We start from the raw sequence: 19217 nt of genomic DNA on the forward strand, positions 1-19217 counted from the left end.
TGCCTTATTCCGCTTCAATAATTTCGAAGTCATGTGTAATTTCAACACCACCATCGGAAAGCATTTTACTTGCTGAACAATATTTCTCGGCAGACAATTCAACTGCTTTTGCAACCTGCTTTTCTTTCACAGCTTTACCAGTTACCACAAAATGTAAGTGGATTTTAGTAAACACAGCCGGAATTGCGTCAGCGCGCTCAGCTTTTAAATTACATACAACATTCGTCACATCTTGGCGAGATTTCTTTAAAATAGTCACAATATCAAACGAAGCACACCCACCAAGTCCCATTAATATCAATTCCATAGGACGTGGACCACGGTTTTCACCACCATACTCAGGTGAGCCGTCCATGATGACACTATGCCCACTATCCGATTTCGCTTCAAAAGCAACATTCTCTAGCCAATGTACACTTGTTTGCATTGCAACTACCCAAAAAAAATTATAAATTTAAGCAGGGTCTGTTGACATTTCATCTATGGATTGCGTTATAGCTAAAAATTAATCCAAATAAGACGCAAAACCCAGACAATGGCAATCCTTTGTCCAGTTTTGTAATAAAGTTTGTGAAATTTCAGCCATAATCTGAGTTGCAATTAAAGCAGCGCAGGCATAGCGCAAGACCAAGTTATTTTGTACGTTCCGTTGTTAAGATCTATTTATTTAGAATGGCTAAATTTCATAGTTCTTATTTGGTACGTCTAAAAGAATTGTCTTATGTTGCAACCATCTGTGAAATGTCAACAGGCCCTTGTTTTGTACACTAACATAAAATGAGTTGATAAGGAATTTCATCTCTTCTGTGTAATAGCTCATCTCGAGCTTGTGTGAATTGTTTACCCTATTCGGAACATATTAAGCATGACTTCAAATTTTTCACAACTCAGCACAGATGCTTTATCTCCGGGGCAACTACCTGAATCCGTTAAAGCATTGTTAAAACGTGCTCACATCAACAGATATCCAAAACGAACCACAATTGTTGATGCCGGAACAGAGTCAAAATCTTTATATTTAATTTTAAAAGGCTCAGTTTCAATTATTTTGCGTGAAGATGACGAACGTGAAATTGTTGTTGCGTATTTAAATCCAGGCGATTTCTTTGGGGAAATGGGGCTTTTCGAACCGAACCCTCAACGTACAGCCGAAGTTCGTACTCGTGATGTCTGTGAAATTGCAGAGATCTCTTATGACAACTTCCACGAACTTAGCAAACAATACCCAGACTTAAGCTATGCTGTTTTTGCACAATTAGTTCGCCGTCTAAAAAATACGACTCGTAAAATGACAGATCTTGCGTTCATTGATGTGTCTGGCCGTATTGCTCGTTGTTTAATCGATCTATCTTCTCAACCTGAAGCAATGATTCTGCCGAATGGTCGTCAAATTCGTATTACTCGTCAAGAAATTGGCCGTATTGTTGGATGTTCGCGTGAGATGGTTGGCCGTGTACTTAAAACCTTAGAAGATCAAGGTATGATCCAAACTGATGGTAAAGCGATTCTTATTTTTGATGCATCATTAGAAGAAAACACTGTTTCTGATGATGACTACGATGATGAAGAATAATATTCATTAAATTTTTAATAAAAAGCAAACTTCGGTTTGCTTTTTTTATATGCAACAATGAGTTAATACACAAAACTTACAAACTATTCTAATTTTATGATTTAAGTTGAATACATATTCTCCATTAGGCTAACTCAAAATTTCCAAGGATTCCGCTGTATGCAATTTAACCCACTTAGTCGCACAGGCCTTAAACTTCCAGAAATTTGTTTAGGCACCATGACATTTGGTGAGCAAAACTCCCAACAAGAAGCTTTTGAACAACTCAATTACGCCTTGGCACATGGTTTATATTTTTGGGATACGGCAGAGATGTATTCCGTTCCACCAAAACCTGAAACTTATGGCGCAACTGAAACGATTATTGGTAATTGGTTTGCCCAGCATGGACAACGTGACAAAGTCTTTCTTGCATCTAAAATTGCAGGTCCGGGCTTTGGAGGAATACACATTCGAGAAGGCAATACACGCTTTAACAGTGACCATATTGCCAAAGCTCTAGATGGTTCACTTAAACGTCTCCAAACGGACTATATCGACCTTTATCAACTGCATTGGCCTGAACGTCATACCAACTTTTTTGGTACGCTCGCTTATGGCAATCAGCAAGCTGAAAATGATTACGACACAACACCTCTAGAAGAAACATTACTCGCTCTACAAGAAGAGATTAATCGCGGGCGCATTCGCTATATTGGTTTATCAAATGAAACCCCGTGGGGCACCATGAAGTTTTTACATTTGGCCGAAAAGCTAGGTGTCAGTAAATTCGTAAGTGTTCAAAACCCATATAGTCTTCTCAACCGTACTTATGAAATAGGTATGTCAGAGATTGCTAAATATGAGGATGTCGGATTGCTCGCCTACTCTCCTCTGGCTTTTGGTTACCTAACTGGCAAGTTTAGAAATGGTGCACGTCCCGCTAATGCTCGTGTGACACTATTCCCTCGCTTTAGCCGCTACAGTAATCCTCAAAGTGAGTGGGCAACTGAACAATATGCACAGCTAGCAGAAAAGCATGGACTAAGCTTAACTCAGATGGCCTTAGCTTTTATTAAACAACAGTTCTTTGTGACCAGCACAATTATTGGTGCCACTAATTTAGATCAACTCAAAGAAAATATTCAGGCATTTGAGATTGAATTACCAAGTGAAGTTCTAAAAGGTATTGAGGCCATCCATACTCAACAGCCCAACCCTGCTCCTTAAATAAAAAACGGATGCTTAAGCATCCGTTTTCTTTATCTATATAAAATTTACATCTTATTTACGGCTATTATAAACTGCCATTGCCGCAGGTAAGTTTTTACGCATATCACCAATACGTTGTGAGTTAGATGGGTGAGTAGACAAGAATGATGAACCACCGCCACCTTCAAGTTTATTCATTTTTTCCCAAAGCGTAATCGCTGCATTTGGATTATAGCCTGCACGCGCCATCAACATTAAACCACCTTGGTCAGCACGACTTTCCAAGCTACGAGAATATGGTAAGCCTACACCCACTTGTGTACCTAACTGAGCGGCAGCAGTACCAAGCTGGCCTACATTATTACCCGCATAGCTTAAACCGATGCCTAGAGCTAAATCAGTTAAAGCTTGTGCACCGATTTTACTTTTTGCATGCTCTTCTAAAGCATGTGTCATTTCATGTCCCATAACAGCTGCAATTTCAGCATCTGTCAGGTTCAATTTATTCACAATACCTGTATAGAAAACTACCTTGCCACCAGGTGCAACGTAAGCATTAATCGTATCTGATTTCAACACCGCTAACTGCCAGCTAAATGGTTGACCAGTCTGATTCATCTGGTTAGCATATGGTTTTAAACGGTTGAATACAGCATTAATACGGTTATATGTACTAGAGCTTGTATCGAGAGCACCCTTACCACGTGCTTCCTGCACCATCTTATTAAAACCTTGAGCAGATTGAGCATTTAAGGTTGCAGTATCTGCACCAGCCATGTCCGCTACTGTTGCACAGCCAGAAATGGTCATCACACTTGCAGCACACAAGCTTAAAAAGAGTTTTTTATTCATAACACGGATCACCTAAATCGATAAAAAGCTGTTTATTCTTTTGCACTTATTATAAGAAATACCACTGATGCTTTGAATGTCTCATTTCTCCATGATCATAGTATTTATGTAACGATCAAGTAGATAAAGTCATCAAATAAATCCAGAAAATTAAACAGATTACATTTAAACCCAAATAAACATGACTTAAGGTTTTAACTTTCTCTTCAAGATTAGGACTTTCCCTTTTCCAGAGTAAATAACTATTTTGTATGAGTACAACAGGAATTAACACACATGCGAACAAAACCGACAAGCTCATAAAAGCGGTCATAAAGAAATCTTCATGATATTCCTGCCCATAAATAACCAACATCGCCAGCGTGGGTGAACCACCAATAGCAAATAAAAAAGAATAAAAAATTGTTTTTGAAATAGTTGGTTGCAGCTTCATCCTGAGCCCATCCTTCCTTATCTATATATAACGTTTTAATCTGAATCTAATAAAACGAAAACTGCACTTTAGTCGGGTATAAAAAAGGCCCCCTTTCAGGAGGCCTTTTTAATCTTTGCTAATTAAGCAGAGAATGGATGACGTAAAACAATTGTTTCTGCACGATCTGGACCAGTTGAAACGATATCAATCGGACATTCGATTAATTGTTCAATACGCTTAACATAAGCCAAAGCATTTGCTGGTAATTGATCGATACTAGTTAAACCAACAGTCGACTCGCTCCAACCAGGCATAGTTTCATAGATTGGCTTCAAGCATTCAAAAGAAACCGCATCTGAAGAACCTACACAACCTGAATCTGTATTTTCATAGCCCACACAGATTTTTACTTCTTCCAAACCATCTAAAACGTCAAGTTTAGTTAAGCAAATACCTGAAAGTGAGTTTACATCTACAGAACGGCGAAGAATTTCAGCATCAAACCAACCACAACGACGTTGACGGCCAGTAGAAGCACCAAATTCATGACCAACTGTACCTAGGTGTTTACCAATCGGATCACCAGAATCAGCAGCGGCATCGTAAACCAATTCAGTTGGGAATGGACCAGCACCTACACGTGTTGTATAAGCTTTAGTAATACCTAATACATAATCAAGATGTAAAGGTCCCATACCTGAACCAGAGCTTACGCCACCAGCAGTTGTATTTGAACTTGTAACATACGGATAAGTACCGTGGTCAATGTCTAGAAGTGAGCCTTGAGCTCCTTCAAACATTACAGCCTTACCTTCTTTGCGATAGTCGTGCAACACTTTAGTAACGTCAATCACTAATGGAGCAAGCACTTCACGCCATTGGTTGCAAAGAGCCAATACATCTTCAAATTTAACAGCTTCTACACCGTAGAACTGAGTTAATTGGAAGTTATGTAACTCAAGCATTTCTTGAAGTTTTTCTTCTAACGCTGCACCACCACGAACAAGGTCAGCAACACGCACTGCACGGCGAGCCACTTTATCTTCGTATGCAGGACCAATACCACGACCTGTAGTACCGATTTTAGCATTACCACGTTTCTTCTCACGTGCCTGATCAAGTGCAATGTGGTTAGGCAAAATGAGTGGACAGTTTGGAGAAATACGTAGACGTTCTTTAACAGGAACACCTTCCGCTTCCAAAATTCCCATTTCTTCAATTAACGCGGCTGGTGAAAGTACTACACCATTACCAATTAAGCACAATACGTTTTCACGTAAAATGCCTGATGGAATGAGGTGCAATACAGTCTTTTTACCACCTACGACAAGAGTATGACCTGCGTTATGTCCGCCTTGATAACGTACTACCGCAGCCGCCTGATCTGTGAGCAGGTCGACGATTTTACCTTTACCTTCGTCGCCCCATTGGGTACCAAGTACCACAACATTTTTGCCCATAATAGCCTCATTACATCATGCTGTTAAAATTGGAAACCACCAGTAAAAAACTTACCGTTGGCAATTAAATCTTTTCAATATTCCATTGTCCATTTTGCGACACGAGTTGATGGGTCGCATATGGAATAGAACTTAAATCATCATTACCTAACAATTGAACCACACGTAAACCTTGAGCACGTGCATTAGAAATTGTTGAGAGTAAATCCTGTTCTGAGCCTTTTGGAGCAACAACAGTTTCAATTTCCGCGAACTGATTTGCACCTAAGGCATATAAATCACAACTAAAGCCAGTAGCAGGACGTGCGCGGCCAAAGTGCTCACCAATACCATCATAACGACCACCCTGCGCTAAAGGCGCAGCACGATTCGGTGCATAGACCGCATACATTAAGCCAGTGTGATAGTGATAACTACGTAGCTCTACAACATCAATACCGATATTGAGATTTGGCCAACGGCCTTTAATTTGCGCAAGTGTCGTTTTAAGTGCATCTAATGCTGATTTAAACTCAGCATCTTGTAAGATGTTTGCACTTAAATTCGCCTGCAATGCTTCTAGATCACTAGAATAGCGGCCAAGTGCATAGAAATCAGAACCCATATTGAGGTTTTGAGTAAATTCAGCTAACTCTGGTAACGCTTTTCTTTGATAAAGATCTGAAAGCTCATGCTCTTCATTTTTTGACAGTCCAGCACATTTTACTAAACTGCGGAACAACCCTACATGTCCCAAATCTAGATGTGCGCCTTGTAAAGTGTAGATATTCTCGATCAACCCCAGCATAACATCGACCATTTCGACATCAGCTTCGATACTGTCATGCCCGTATAACTCTGCACCTAATTGTAGAGGTGCACGTGTGGCATTGAAATTTTGTGGTTTAGTATGTAATACAGTCCCTGAATAACAGTAACGTGCAACACCTTCAACTGGTCTTACATGTGCATCGATACGTGCAACTTGTGGCGTCATATCAGCACGAACACCGAGTAAACGGCCTGAGAGCTGATCAATGACCTTAAAAGTTACTAAATCTAAGTCTTGATTTGATTCTGATAATGAAGACAACGATTCGATGTATTCGATAAATGGTGTATATACCAATTGATAACCTCGTACCGCGAGGAAATCTAAAGCTTCACGGCGAAGTTTTTCAATGACTTGCGCCTGTTCCGGCAATACATCTGCTACCCCGTCAGGCAGCAACCATGTCTCTGAAATGGTCATATTTCAAGCCTAAAATCTGATCAACGTGGAACGACCCCACATAAAAAAATCGGGAACACACCCGATTTCTCTTAGTGTAGCATGATACTTTGTGCCATGCACCTGACAATTTGCATAAATCTTTCTTAATAAACTCTAAAGTCAAAAAGAAGATTTCATGAATTAACAATAATATTCAACACCTTATTCTCATTCACTCATATCATAGACAAAAGTTCTTCGACCAAAGAATGGGCCAATATCTGAGCTATCTCCTTGTTGCCAGTTAACCAGATTTAATCTTTGAATAGCTTGAGCTGCTTGAGTATTAAAAGCAAAGCAACCTTTTTCAAGATTTGCGATTTTTAGCTTTTGTCTGAAAGCAATTAATGAATGCACATTATTAAGCGGGTTATCTTCTATAGAATACAGATGAGACTTTTCATACGCTAAATTTCTATCAGCATCCCACCGACTACTTGATATAAAATTAATAAAAAAAGCAGACTGGTTATTATTATTTCCCAATGCGCTTTGAATATCACCAGTTTCTAAGTTTTCTAAAACAGTTAAGTTATAACCATACCACTGCGAATTTAGAAGCCTAAAATACTTTTTATCTTGGCCTAAGTTATTATATCTTTCGACAATTGACTGTTTTTTCTCACTAAACGAAGGATTTGAATTAAAACTAGATATATAAGAAATATAAGATTGATTCCATTGAGTTTCTTTTAAACGATAACAATAACTATTTTTTGGAAACCTAACATTCTTATAATTTTGGTAGAAATCTATTAAATTTTTATCAAGTTGATTGTGAAGGCCCGTTTCTAAATTTTTATTTTCTTTATAGCCCGGTAATACACGATCAAAGATATTTTCACCCTCTAAATTCACAATTTCAAATTTTAAATTTTCTTTCAAATCAGGCGTTAATTCATACGTCCAACTGCTTGGTGTTAACCTTTTCACAGTATGTGTTTGTAAGGTCCCTTTATTTAAAACTTTCTGTTCAGTTAAAAGTTCAGTTTCTAGCGGTTGATTATGTGACTTTACAAAAAAGATTTCATTATTCTTAATTGAATATTGAGTAATTTCAAAAGAATCGCTATAGATACCTGAAGAAATATCAGAAGGTTGATAATAGACTTGGTAAATTTTGTCTTCTTTTTCTAAATTATTTTCAGCTTGATCATGGATATTTTGATCTGAGCCTTCACCACCACAAGCAGCTAAAATAATAGTAGATGTAAAAATTAAAAAACCACTTATTCTTTTTGAGTTAAATTTCATATGAACTCTATAATTAAAATTTTAATGTTTGCGAATCATACAAATAGATATAATTTTACACAACACTAATATTTAGAATTTTAATTATTTGAACTTTTCATATTAGAAATTAACAACCATAAAAAGGGTATTAATTTAACCCTCTTAAATGATTTAAAATCATATTTAGAAAGAATCACACAGATCCAATAAACGATTTGCATAGCCCCATTCATTATCGTACCAAGCAAATACTTTAGCTTGATGCCCTACAACCATAGTTTGAGTTAAATCAACGATGAGTGAATAAGGTGAATGATTGAAATCACTCGAAACTAATGGCTCATCTGTTACCGCCATAATTTCTGCATAGTCTGTTTGAGATGCTTTAATTAGTATTTCATTAATGTGATGCACAGTAATTGGAGATTGCGCGATAAAAGTTAAGTCAATTGCCGCCACATTAATAGTTGGTACACGAATTGAATAACCATCAATACGGTCTTCCATTTTAGGCATAACACGCTTTAATGCGCCGAGTGCACTAGATGTGGTCGGGATAATATTTTGCCCTGAAGCTCTAGCACGACGTAAATCACGATGTGCGTGGTCAAGAACAGATTGATCTGCTGTCACTGCATGAATTTCTGTCATAAGCGCAGTTTCAATACCGAAAGCATCATCAATGATTTTGACTAATGGAACTAAAGCCTGCGTAGTACATGAAACGCTTGATATGATCTGATCAGTCACTTTGACTTCATTATGGTTCACACCATAAACAATGGCTGCGTCAACATGATCAAAAGGTGCCGCCCCAATAATGACCCGCTTCGCCCCTGCTTGTAGATGACGTGTCGCATCCGCATGAGAACGGAACAGTCCTGTACACTCAAGTACCACATCAATATCTAAACTAGACCATGGTAAAAGTTCAGGTTGTTTCTGCTTTAAAACCTCAACTTTTAGCGTTCGTTGATTTGACTGAATATTCAAAAAAACTTTTTCATTTTCAATAAATATATCTACATTTCCATTGAAGCGGCCGTGCGTAGAATCATATTTAAATAAATGCACTAATGTCTGGACATCTGCTATATCGTTAATCGCCACGATTTCAAAATGAAATTGTTTTGGGCTTTCGAACCAGGCGCGTAAAACATTACGTCCAATCCGACCAAACCCATTAATGGCGATACGTTGCATGACCTATCCTTATCAACAAAACTACAAACTAAAGAAGGCATATAGTAAAGCACGTCAAGGCCAATTGAATATAGATTTTTAGCCAAATCACAGTTTTGTAAGATATTCCTTTTAAAATCGTTGGTTCGGTGGGGTTTTTCCGCTACAATTTAGCGTTTTTAAAAAATAAGCCCCGTATCACATGCAAGGTTTGGCATAAAACAAACAGGCATTGATACATTTAGCCAAATTCGAAAATATGGAGTGACTTGGTTGTGAGTACTCGTTTAATGACATCTGCTGAAATTCGTGAAGCATTTTTGCGCTACTTTGAAACGCAAGGGCATACACGTGTCGCGTCGAGTTCTCTTGTTCCTGCCAACGACCCAACTTTATTATTTACAAATGCTGGGATGAACCAGTTTAAAGACTGCTTTTTAGGTCTTGAGAAACGTGACTATGTACGTGCAACTACATCTCAAAAATGTGTACGCGCTGGCGGTAAACATAATGACTTAGACAACGTTGGCTACACTGCACGTCACCATACATTCTTTGAAATGTTAGGTAATTTCTCATTCGGTGATTATTTCAAACGTGATGCGCTTAAATTCGCATGGGAATTTTTAACCAGCGAACAATGGCTTGCTTTACCAAAAGATAAACTTTATGCCACGGTTTACCACACCGATGACGAAGCTTACGACATCTGGAACAAAGAAATCGGTTTAGCGCCAGAACGTATTATCCGTATTGGTGATAATAAAGGCGAAAAATACGCATCTGATAACTTCTGGGCAATGGGTGATACTGGCCCATGCGGTCCATGTTCTGAGATTTTCTTTGACCATGGTGATCACATTTGGGGTGGTTTACCAGGCTCACCTGAAGAAGACGGTGACCGTTTCATTGAAATCTGGAACAACGTTTTCATGCAGTTTAACCGTACTGCTGACGGCGTGCTTCACCCTCTCCCTGCTCCGTCTGTTGATACAGGTATGGGCTTAGAGCGTATCTCTGCTGTATTGCAACATGTTAATTCAAACTACGATATTGACCTGTTCCAACACTTATTAAAAGCTGCTGCCAACATTATTGGTATTGAAGACCAAGGTCAGCCTTCTTTACGTGTTGTTGCAGACCATGCGCGTTCATGCTGTTTCCTCATTGCTGATGGTGTAAACCCAAGCAATGAAGGTCGTGGTTATGTACTTCGCCGTATTATCCGCCGTGCTGTTCGTCACGGAAATAAACTTGGTGCAACTGGTACTTTCTTCTACAAAATGTTGCAACCTTTAATTGAAGTTATGGGTGATGCATATCCAGAGCTTGCAGCGCGTAAAGATGTGATTGAAGCAACTTTAATTCGTGAAGAAGAACAGTTTGCTAAAACACTTGAGCAAGGCTTGAAACTACTTGAAGGCGAACTTGCTCAATTAAAAGATAAAACGATTCCTGGTGCCACTGTATTTAAACTTTACGACACTTACGGCTTCCCGACAGACTTAACTGCTGATATTGCACGTGAACGTGACTTTATTATTGATGAAGCTGGTTTTGAAGTAGAAATGGCAGCACAGCGTCAACGTGCTCGTGATGCTGGTAAGTTTGCAGTCGACTACAACAACATTGTAAAAGTTGAAGGCGAAACTCAGTTTGATGGTTACATCAACACCACTGGTCAAGGTCAAATTGTAGCGATCTATAAAGATGGCGTACAAGTTGACGAAGTTTCTGAAGGTGATGAAGCGCTTATCGTTTTAAACCAAACTCCTTTCTATGCTGAAAGTGGTGGCCAGATTGGTGATACTGGTATCTTCAAAAATGAAACTGGTATTTTTGAAGTTCAAGATACTAAAAAGTCAGGGGGTGCCTTTGTTCATCAAGGTATTGTGACCGTTGGTAGTCTTAAAGCCGATCAAAACGTTGAAGCAATTGTTAAAGCAGACATTCGTGAAGCAACAGCACGTAACCACTCTGCAACTCACCTATTACATGCTGCCCTTCGTCAAATCTTAGGTTCACATGTACAACAAAAAGGTTCTTTAGTTGCAAGCGATATCTTACGTTTCGACTTTGCTAATGACCAGCCGGTAACTTTTGAACAGTTACAACAAGTTGAGCGCTTAGTGAATGCAGAAATTATTGCAAATAGTGCTGTAACAACCGAACTTCTTGATATCGAAGCTGCAAAAGCTAAAGGTGCCATGATGTTGTTCGGTGAAAAATATGGTGATGAAGTACGTGTACTTTCTATGGGTTCAATTATTGATGAGAAAAATTTCTCAATTGAACTTTGTGGTGGTATCCACGTTAAACGTACAGGTGATATTGGCTTATTCAAAATCACTTCTGAAGGTGGTGTAGCTGCTGGTGTACGTCGTATTGAAGCTGTTACAGGTACTAAAGCGCTAGATGTAGTACAAAAAACTGATGCTGATATCCAGCACATTAATGGCTTACTCAAAGCACAGAAAGACCAAACTGTTGAGCGTGTACAAGCCAATGTTGAATTGGTTTCTGCATTACAAAAGCAGATTGAACAGCTCAACCAGAAATTGGCAAACTTCCAAGCGTCAGAATTGATTGATCAGGTACAAACCATTGCTGGTCGTCAAACGCTTATTACCACTGTTCAAGGTGTAGATGCAAAATCACTTCGCAACTTACACGACAGTGTTAAATCGAAATTAGAGAATGCAGTTATTGTGTTAGCTGGTGTAGAGGGTGACAAAGTCAGCCTACTTGCTTCAGTTGCATCACAATACACTACAACTCTAAAAGCAGGTGACATCATCAAACATCTAGCAACCGAGTTAGGTGGTAAAGGTGGTGGTAAACCTGACTTAGCACAAGGTGGCGCGCCACTTAACGAGAAGTTTGGACAAGTTATCGCAGCATTGCCTGCATGGCTTGAACAAAAATAAGACTTCACTTTTTGTGTAACTGACCCTGAAAAGCCTCTCAGGGTCATGGCTTATATGGAACAACTATGGCATTAATCGTTCAAAAATATGGCGGTACTTCTATGGGTACCCCCGAGCGCATTTTAAATGTTGCTCGTCGTGTGAAGCGTTGGCATGATCACGGTCACAAGGTTGTTGTGGTCGTATCTGCAATGAGTGGTGAAACAAACCGCTTACTTGCTCTCGCTAAAGCCATTACCGAAACACCTGACCCACGTGAGTTAGACCAAATGGTTTCAACCGGTGAACAGGTGACGATTTCCATGTTAGCTATGGCACTTAATTCGATTGGTGTGGAAGCTAAATCCTATACCGGACGTCAAGTCGGTATTAAAACTGACAGTGCATTTACCAAGGCGCGTATCGAGTCTATTGATACAGATGTCATGACCAATGACCTAGATGCAGGCCGTGTTATTGTGGTTGCTGGTTTCCAAGGCTTTGATGCTAATGGAAATACCACAACACTAGGTCGAGGTGGTTCAGATACTTCTGGTGTTGCTCTTGCTGCTGCTTTAAAAGCTGACGAATGCCAGATTTACACTGATGTAGATGGTGTTTACACCACTGACCCTCGCGTTGCTCCTAAAGCCAAAAAAATCGACCGTATTTCTTTTGAAGAAATGCTAGAAATGGCATCATTAGGTTCTAAAGTTTTACAAATTCGCTCAGTAGAGTTTGCCGGGAAATATCAAGTTCCTTTACGTGTATTATCAAGCTTTGATAATGACGACGACGGCGTTTTTGACGACGAATTTAAAGAAAATGTTGGTACACTCATTACTACTGAGGCAGAAGATACTATGGAACAGCCAATTATTGCAGGTATTGCTTTTAACCGTGACGAAGCAAAATTAACGATTTTAGGTGTACCTGATGAACCAGGCATTGCTTCTAAAATCTTATCACCAGTAAGTGATGCCAATATCGAAGTCGATATGATAGTGCAAAATGTTGAAGAAGATGGCACAACAGATTTCACTTTCACTGTAAACCGTGTTGATTTAGCGAAAGCTGAAAAAATCTTAAACGAAACTGCTAAAAATATTGGTGCACGTGAAGTTTCAACACGTGATGACATCGTTAAAGTGTCTATCGTTGGTGTAGGTATGCGTTCACACGCAGGTGTAGCGAGCAAAATGTTCACTGCCCTTGCTGATGAAGGTATCAACATTCTTATGATTTCAACTTCTGAAATTAAAGTTTCTGTGATTATCGACGAGAAATACCTTGAACTTGCTGTTCGCTGCTTACATACCGCTTTTGGTTTGGATCGTGAACATGGTGAAAGCAGCGCCCGCGCTTAATTTTACCAACCGGTCAAGAATTCATTAAAAAATGTTTACTTGTCCGACAATAATCAAAGAAAACACAGAGCCGCTATAGTTTTTTTTATAGCGGCTCTGTTATATTAAACGGAAAGTTTTTTAGCAGAGATTATCAAAATATGACTTTGTTCTCATATTTCTGTTAGAATCTGACTGAAAACTGAGGTTGAGCTTTTTATTTGGGTACCAATATTGCAGTTTTAAGCGTTTAGCAAGGAGATAAACATGCTGATTCTGACCCGCCGTGTCGGGGAAACATTAATGATTGGGGATCAAGTCAGTGTTACTGTGCTTGGCGTCAAAGGAAACCAAGTTCGTATTGGTGTGAATGCACCAAAAGAGGTTTCTGTTCATCGCGAAGAAATTTATCAACGTATTCAACATGAACGTGCAATGCATGAACACCTTCAACATCTTGATCAAGATTATCAAGTTTCTTATGAAGATGATAATTATGCACAGAAAAACTTCAATCGTTAGTATGAAGTTGTTCTCTCCCTAATTAAAGCGACTTTATAGTCGCTTTAAATTTTTTAAGTGTTTGTATTTATAGACCTAAAGCACGTTTAACAGGTGCGTAACTACGACGATGCTGATCAATCACACCATGCACAGCAATCGCTTCAAAGTGTGCTTTTGTTGGATATCCTTTATGTTTGGCAAAACCAAATAACGGATATTGCTGATCTAATTCTGCCATTTGTCGATCTCGTGTCACTTTCGCCAAGATACTTGCTGCACTAATTTCAGCATGGCTTGCGTCTCCACCAACAATGGCTTCACAAGGAATAATGATTCCTTTCGGAATTTGATTACCATCGACAATCACTTTTTGAGGTTGCGTTTTCAAGCCATCAACAGCGCGTTGCATAGCCAAAAAAGTCGCCTGTAAAATATTTAGCTCATCAATTTCAGCATGAGTTGCTTCAGCAATTGACCAAGCTAAGGCTTTTTCTTGTATTTCAATAAACAACTTTTCACGCTTCTTTTCAGTTAATTTTTTAGAATCATTTAATCCTAAAATTGGATTATTCGGATCTAAAATAACGGCCGCTGCCACAACCGAACCTACTAAAGGCCCCCGTCCCGCTTCATCTACACCAGCAATAAACATCGACTCACTACCTTTAAACAAAAGAGGCTGATCAATAGTAATCAGCCTTCTTTAACACATAATTTATTAATTACTTTTGTAAAGCTTCTGCCACACAAGCATTTACAGTTTTAGAAACCACTTGGTTTACGATTGTAGCACGTGTATTTACATCAAGTGCAGCTGCAGCTAATTCTACTGCTGTCACACTGTTTGGAGCCTTTTCGCTCACACAACCACACACATTCGTTTGGATGCTATCACGTTGCTCAGCAGTCATATATTTTGTTGCTGTTTTCCAAGCTGCAACATTATTAATCTCTGTAATACATTTCGCATTTACAGCAACCTTTAACGCAGCAACGCCTAATTGTTGAGTTGTGGTTTGTGCAGAAGCAGCACCTGTACCAGTGCCTGTAGTTGTTGCACATGCTGTTAAAGCTAAAACAACTGGTGCTAGAGCGAGCATCAATTTTTTCATCATTTTTTCCTTTGATTGAACGTTGGCAGCGCGTATTGTGCCTAAACTCAACTTTAGAAGAAACAAATAATTTGATGCATTTATGCAAACTATTTTGCCGAGTGAAATTCAGCTCATCAAATACTTTTTTTGGGGTAAAACGTTCTGTTTTTAGCACGCTCTGTCACATTTAAAACATTTCTTAAAATCTGTGCTTTCCCCTAAAATCACAAATCAAAACGACAAAAAAAGGGTCTTTTATGCCTGCTGCTTCCTCTCAGTATTACACCCGTACCGCACAAATTCTGCATTGGGTGATGGCAATTATTTTCATCGTCGCATGGGTTATTGGCTTTTATAGTGGAAATTTTTTAAGCTATGACGTTGATGGCAGCTTTAAAGGTGATGTGATTACGTTGCACAAGAACATTGCAACCACCATTATCTTTTTAGTCATTATCCGGATTTTATGGCGCTATACACATCCAGCTCCAAAACTACCTGACACCATGTCACCGATGATGAAAACTCTGGCACACGTGGGTCATCTATTCCTTTATGTAATTTTAGTGGCTTTACCTGTCACTGGTTGCTTGTTTAGTTGGAGTGCTGGTCACCCTGCCCCTGTTTTATATTTATTTGAAATTCCGCGTTTAGTGCAAGATAACCCAGAGCTTTTAGCTGTTGTTAAACCATTACATATTTATATTTCTTGGTTTGCCGGTTTTCTCATTGTTGGGCATGTACTTGCAGCTTTGAAACATCACTTTATTGATAAAGACAATATTTTAAATAGTATGACTAAACAGCCTAAATAAACCTGATGTATAAAAAAACCGCCTATCACAGGCGGTTTTTTATTTAGATTTTTTGGATTTCTGCAATCCACTTTTGTTTCTCTTCATCTGAAATGAAAGAAGCCTCAAAAGAATTAATTGCGAGTTGTTTCAACTCATCATTGTTTAAGTCTAATGCTTGCTGGATGGCAAAGAAATTATCATTCATATATCCACCGAAATATGAAGGATCATCTGAGTTAACTGTCACATGTACGCCTTTTTGTAAAAGACGGCGGATATTGTGATCTTTCATATCCTTAACAACACATAGCTTTAAATTACTTAAAGGACAAACCGTTAATGGCATTTTTTCATTAATTAAACGCGTCATTAATTGTTCATCCTCTTCAGAACGCACACCATGATCAATACGATTCACTTTAAGTAGATCTAAAGCTTCCCATACATATTCAGGTGGACCTTCTTCACCAGCATGAGCCACGATTAAAAAGCCTTCTTCACGCGCCTTAGCAAACACACGTTCAAATTTAGCTGGTGGATGCCCTACTTCACTTGAATCAAGGCCGACTGCAATAATATCTTGTTTAAATGGCAAAGCCTGTTCAAGTGTTTCAAAAGCAGCTTCTTCACTCAAATGACGTAAGAAACACATAATCAATTGAGAGCTGATACCAAACTTAGCTTTGGCATCTGCACACGCACGCTTTAAACCATTAATCACAGTTGAGAACGCAACACCACGGTCTGTGTGGGTTTGCGGATCAAAGAACATTTCTGTGTGAACAACATGATCTTCGGCACATTTCTCAAAATAAGCCCATGCTAAATCATAAAAGTCTTGTTCATGGATAAGAACATTTGCACCAGCATAGTAAATATCTAAGAATGATTGAAGATTATGAAAGTTATAAGCTTGCTTTACTTCTTCAACAGATTTGTAAGGAATCTGAATCTGATTGCGCTGGGCAATTGCAAACATTAATTCAGGTTCGAAAGTCCCTTCAATATGTACATGCAATTCGGCTTTTGGTAAGGCGCGAATCAGCTCGACTTGATTCATATTAACTCCACGTCTAAAGAAAAAAGGGTGTGGTCAAAATCACACCCTTTTATAATTTTCTTCTTATTGAAAACTATCTCTAAGATAGCTCAAGAAGAAAATTATAAAAAATCATATTAACCGCCAAACGCGATAAATTTAAATACCCAAAGTGCAGCAATAATCCATACCATGTACGGTACTGTTTTTGCCTTACCCGTGAATAATTTAACTAATGCATAGCTAATAAAGCCCATTGCAATACCATCAGCAATTGAATAGGTGAATGGCATAAATACAATGGTTAAAAATGCTGGAACAGCTTCAGTAATATCATCCCAATCAATGTGAGTGATCCCTTGGATCATCAACACACCAATAAACAATAAAGCTGGCGCCGTTGCAAAACCTGGTACAGATTGAGCAAGAGGTGCTAAAAATAAACAGCAGATAAATAAGACTGCAACTACAACAGCAGTTAAACCAGTACGTCCGCCTGCTGCTACACCTGAAGCTGATTCAATATATGGTGTAGTTGAAGATGTACCTAATGCTGCACCTGCAACGATTGCAGTAGAGTCTGCAAATAATGCTTTCTTCAAACGAGGTAATTTACCGTCTTGTAAAAGACCTGCACGGTGTGAAACACCAACCAAAGTACCTGTACTGTCAAACAAGTCGACAATAAAGAATACGAAAATGACGCCGACCATACTTGCTGTAAATAGACCTTCAAAGTCCATTTGCATGAATGTTGGTGCAATTGAAGGAATTTGACCCACTACACCCTTAAATTCATTTAAACCTAAAGCAGTAGCGATGGCCGTAACAACTAAAATACTAATAATGATTGCGCCACGAACTTTTAATTGGTGTAAAACCACAATCATTAAAAATCCGAATAGCGCTAATAATACTGTAGGCTGTTTGATATCGCCCAAACCGACTAATGTCGCTTGGTTATCAACAATGATTCCAGCATTTTTTAGTGCAATCAGTGCTAGGAACAAACCAATACCACCGCCGATTGCAAACTTAAGTGACATTGGAATCGCATTAACAATCGCTTCACGAATTTTAAAGAAGCTAATTGCAAGAAAGACAAGGCCTGAAACAAAAACAGCGGCTAAAGCTGTTTGCCATGGCACGCCCATTCCCATACAAACCGAGTAGGTAAAGTAAGCGTTTAAACCCATACCAGGGGCCAGTGCGATTGGGTAATTAGCAATGATCCCCATTACTAAACATCCGATTGCTGCTGCCAAACAGGTCGCAACGAATACGGCACCATGATCCATGCCGGTTTCAGATAAAATGAGTGGATTGACAATAATGATGTAACACATCGTTAAGAATGTAGTTACACCAGCAAGAACTTCAGTTCGGAAAGTGGTTTTATTGTCGCTTAGCTTAAATAAACGCTCTAACCAGCCTGCCGAAGAATTGGGCGCCGCCATAAGTAGCCTCTATGCAAAATCTGAACTGTGGAATATTTACGTCTATGTAGGTCGCTGAACAATATTGTTTTTCTGTTCAGTCCTATAAACAAGAATCTCAAATTTAAGAAGCAACAAATATGCCACTCATTTGATTTCTAGCTTTATACATAGCAAACAACCACAGCCCCTCTTGAAACACAAAAAAGCTGCATAACCCCTATGCAGCTTTTTTACTATACGTTCAATAAGTTTAACAGATTCAACAGAAACATGATCAAAATTTATGAAAAGATATGACCAATGACACTGTAAAAAGTTAGAAATTTATAGCTCGTTATTGCTAGAAAATAATTTTTTTCTCGCCTATATATTGTTGCATATGAAAAGAAGCTAAATTGCTGTGATGAGCATGATTCGGATTTCGTTCGATACTTTGCAGGTTTTTTTCAGCTTCTTGTATGATCTGCATTAGCTCTTGATGTCTTTTATTTTGAGTATCTAAATAAGCCCAATACCCTAATACAAAGACGATACCCACGCACAACACTATTAATACTTTATTGATCATTATTATTATCTCTATGTTTTTAATGTTAATGATCTTAACAAAAAATTATAGCTTTGTGAATATTTTCACATTTATTTACAATAACACACTCTTATTCAAATTATTGAAAATAAAAGTTATTTTAAAAATATCATTAAAAACCCTAATAAATACTAAACTTTTCCATTGAAAAGTAACTTTATTTAATAAGAGCTTATTTTAGTTATTTTTAATATTATCTTTTTATCGGTTTTAACTCTTAAGTTATTTTAAAGATAGAGCATAGACAAATGTGTATACGGCTTGAAATTTCTTTTTATTTGCTAAGCTTTAAATGAAATAAAAAGGAGCTATTTTCGTTAATGTACTTTTCTTTAAAATTGT

19 protein-coding genes are annotated in these 19217 nt (G+C 38.4%); 6 read left to right on the forward strand and 13 right to left on the reverse strand.

Translation table 11 applies throughout. From position 1 onward, the window contains the following. Positions 1–4: 4 nt before the first annotated feature. Together F928_RS16005 and F928_RS22165 are read right to left on the reverse strand one after the other, a co-directional pair. Complete coding sequence (locus tag F928_RS16005; RefSeq protein ID WP_002121528.1) at positions 5–427, reverse strand: OsmC family protein; 423 nt, start codon at positions 425–427, stop codon at positions 5–7. 78 nt (positions 428–505) lie between these two features. Continuing rightward, positions 506–625 (reverse strand): hypothetical protein, encoded by a 120-nt coding sequence (locus tag F928_RS22165; RefSeq protein ID WP_002121587.1) that lies wholly within the window; start codon positions 623–625, stop codon positions 506–508. 240 nt (positions 626–865) lie between these two features. Here F928_RS22165 and crp point away from each other — a divergent pair, with 240 nt between their 5' ends. Beyond that, positions 866–1573: a cAMP-activated global transcriptional regulator CRP gene (gene crp, locus F928_RS16010; RefSeq protein WP_005070320.1), complete on the forward strand. Its 708-nt coding sequence runs from the start codon at positions 866–868 to the stop codon at positions 1571–1573. Between the two features lie 159 nt (positions 1574–1732). Next, positions 1733–2782 carry an NADP(H)-dependent aldo-keto reductase gene (gene tas / locus F928_RS16015; RefSeq protein WP_005076988.1) on the forward strand — a complete coding sequence of 350 codons (1050 nt, stop codon included), beginning with the start codon at positions 1733–1735 and terminating at the stop codon, positions 2780–2782. 54 nt (positions 2783–2836) lie between these two features. On the opposite strand, the gene F928_RS16020 is transcribed toward tas, so the two are convergent. The 6 genes from F928_RS16020 to epD form a co-directional block, all read right to left on the reverse strand. Continuing rightward, complete coding sequence (locus tag F928_RS16020; protein WP_002121572.1) at positions 2837–3616, reverse strand: M48 family metallopeptidase; 780 nt, start codon at positions 3614–3616, stop codon at positions 2837–2839. 115 nt (positions 3617–3731) lie between these two features. Beyond that, positions 3732–4049 (reverse strand): hypothetical protein, encoded by a 318-nt coding sequence (locus F928_RS16025; protein ID WP_002121533.1) that lies wholly within the window; start codon positions 4047–4049, stop codon positions 3732–3734. Between the two features lie 122 nt (positions 4050–4171). Further along, positions 4172–5491, reverse strand: coding sequence for an adenylosuccinate synthase (gene purA / locus F928_RS16030; RefSeq protein ID WP_002121613.1), 1320 nt, complete (start codon positions 5489–5491; stop codon positions 4172–4174). A 64-nt stretch (positions 5492–5555) separates the two neighbouring features. Continuing rightward, the gene (hisZ, locus tag F928_RS16035; protein WP_005076991.1) at positions 5556–6722 is read right to left on the reverse strand and encodes an ATP phosphoribosyltransferase regulatory subunit; all 1167 of its coding nucleotides are present in this window, start codon (positions 6720–6722) and stop codon (positions 5556–5558) included. 189 nt (positions 6723–6911) lie between these two features. After that, entirely contained in the window at positions 6912–7997 is a 1086-nt protein-coding gene (locus F928_RS16040) for a hypothetical protein (RefSeq protein WP_005076993.1), read from the reverse strand. Between the two features lie 165 nt (positions 7998–8162). Continuing rightward, complete coding sequence (epD, locus tag F928_RS16045; protein WP_005076995.1) at positions 8163–9182, reverse strand: type I glyceraldehyde-3-phosphate dehydrogenase; 1020 nt, start codon at positions 9180–9182, stop codon at positions 8163–8165. 269 nt (positions 9183–9451) lie between these two features. Between epD and alaS the strand changes: the two genes are divergently transcribed. From alaS to csrA, 3 genes are all read left to right on the forward strand, one after another. Further along, positions 9452–12088, forward strand: a complete 2637-nt coding sequence (gene alaS / locus F928_RS16050) for an alanine--tRNA ligase (protein WP_005076996.1) — start codon at positions 9452–9454, stop codon at positions 12086–12088. Between the two features lie 65 nt (positions 12089–12153). Continuing rightward, positions 12154–13434: an aspartate kinase gene (gene lysC / locus F928_RS16055; RefSeq protein ID WP_002115333.1), complete on the forward strand. Its 1281-nt coding sequence runs from the start codon at positions 12154–12156 to the stop codon at positions 13432–13434. A gap of 246 nt (positions 13435–13680) precedes the next feature. After that, positions 13681–13935: a carbon storage regulator CsrA gene (csrA, locus tag F928_RS16060; RefSeq protein WP_000906487.1), complete on the forward strand. Its 255-nt coding sequence runs from the start codon at positions 13681–13683 to the stop codon at positions 13933–13935. A gap of 67 nt (positions 13936–14002) precedes the next feature. Here csrA and rnhB read toward each other — a convergent pair whose 3' ends face one another. Further along, positions 14003–14569, reverse strand: coding sequence for a ribonuclease HII (rnhB, locus tag F928_RS16065; protein ID WP_002163155.1), 567 nt, complete (start codon positions 14567–14569; stop codon positions 14003–14005). A gap of 70 nt (positions 14570–14639) precedes the next feature. Further along, positions 14640–15029, reverse strand: a complete 390-nt coding sequence (locus F928_RS16070) for a hypothetical protein (RefSeq protein ID WP_005076998.1) — start codon at positions 15027–15029, stop codon at positions 14640–14642. 239 nt (positions 15030–15268) lie between these two features. Between F928_RS16070 and yceJ the strand changes: the two genes are divergently transcribed. Beyond that, positions 15269–15826, forward strand: coding sequence for a cytochrome b (gene yceJ, locus F928_RS16075; RefSeq protein WP_005076999.1), 558 nt, complete (start codon positions 15269–15271; stop codon positions 15824–15826). A gap of 43 nt (positions 15827–15869) precedes the next feature. Here yceJ and add read toward each other — a convergent pair whose 3' ends face one another. The 3 genes from add to F928_RS16090 all read right to left on the reverse strand — a co-directional run bounded on the left by add (position 15870) and on the right by F928_RS16090 (position 18854). Beyond that, entirely contained in the window at positions 15870–16868 is a 999-nt protein-coding gene (gene add / locus F928_RS16080) for an adenosine deaminase (RefSeq protein WP_005077001.1), read from the reverse strand. 116 nt (positions 16869–16984) lie between these two features. Then, positions 16985–18304, reverse strand: a complete 1320-nt coding sequence (locus F928_RS16085; RefSeq protein ID WP_005070381.1) for an NCS2 family permease — start codon at positions 18302–18304, stop codon at positions 16985–16987. A 322-nt stretch (positions 18305–18626) separates the two neighbouring features. Continuing rightward, positions 18627–18854 carry a hypothetical protein gene (locus tag F928_RS16090; protein ID WP_002163179.1) on the reverse strand — a complete coding sequence of 76 codons (228 nt, stop codon included), beginning with the start codon at positions 18852–18854 and terminating at the stop codon, positions 18627–18629. Positions 18855–19217 lie beyond the last annotated feature (363 nt).

The organism is Acinetobacter pittii ATCC 19004 = CIP 70.29, from assembly GCF_000369045.1.
Taxonomy (GTDB): Bacteria; Pseudomonadota; Gammaproteobacteria; order Pseudomonadales; family Moraxellaceae; genus Acinetobacter; species Acinetobacter pittii.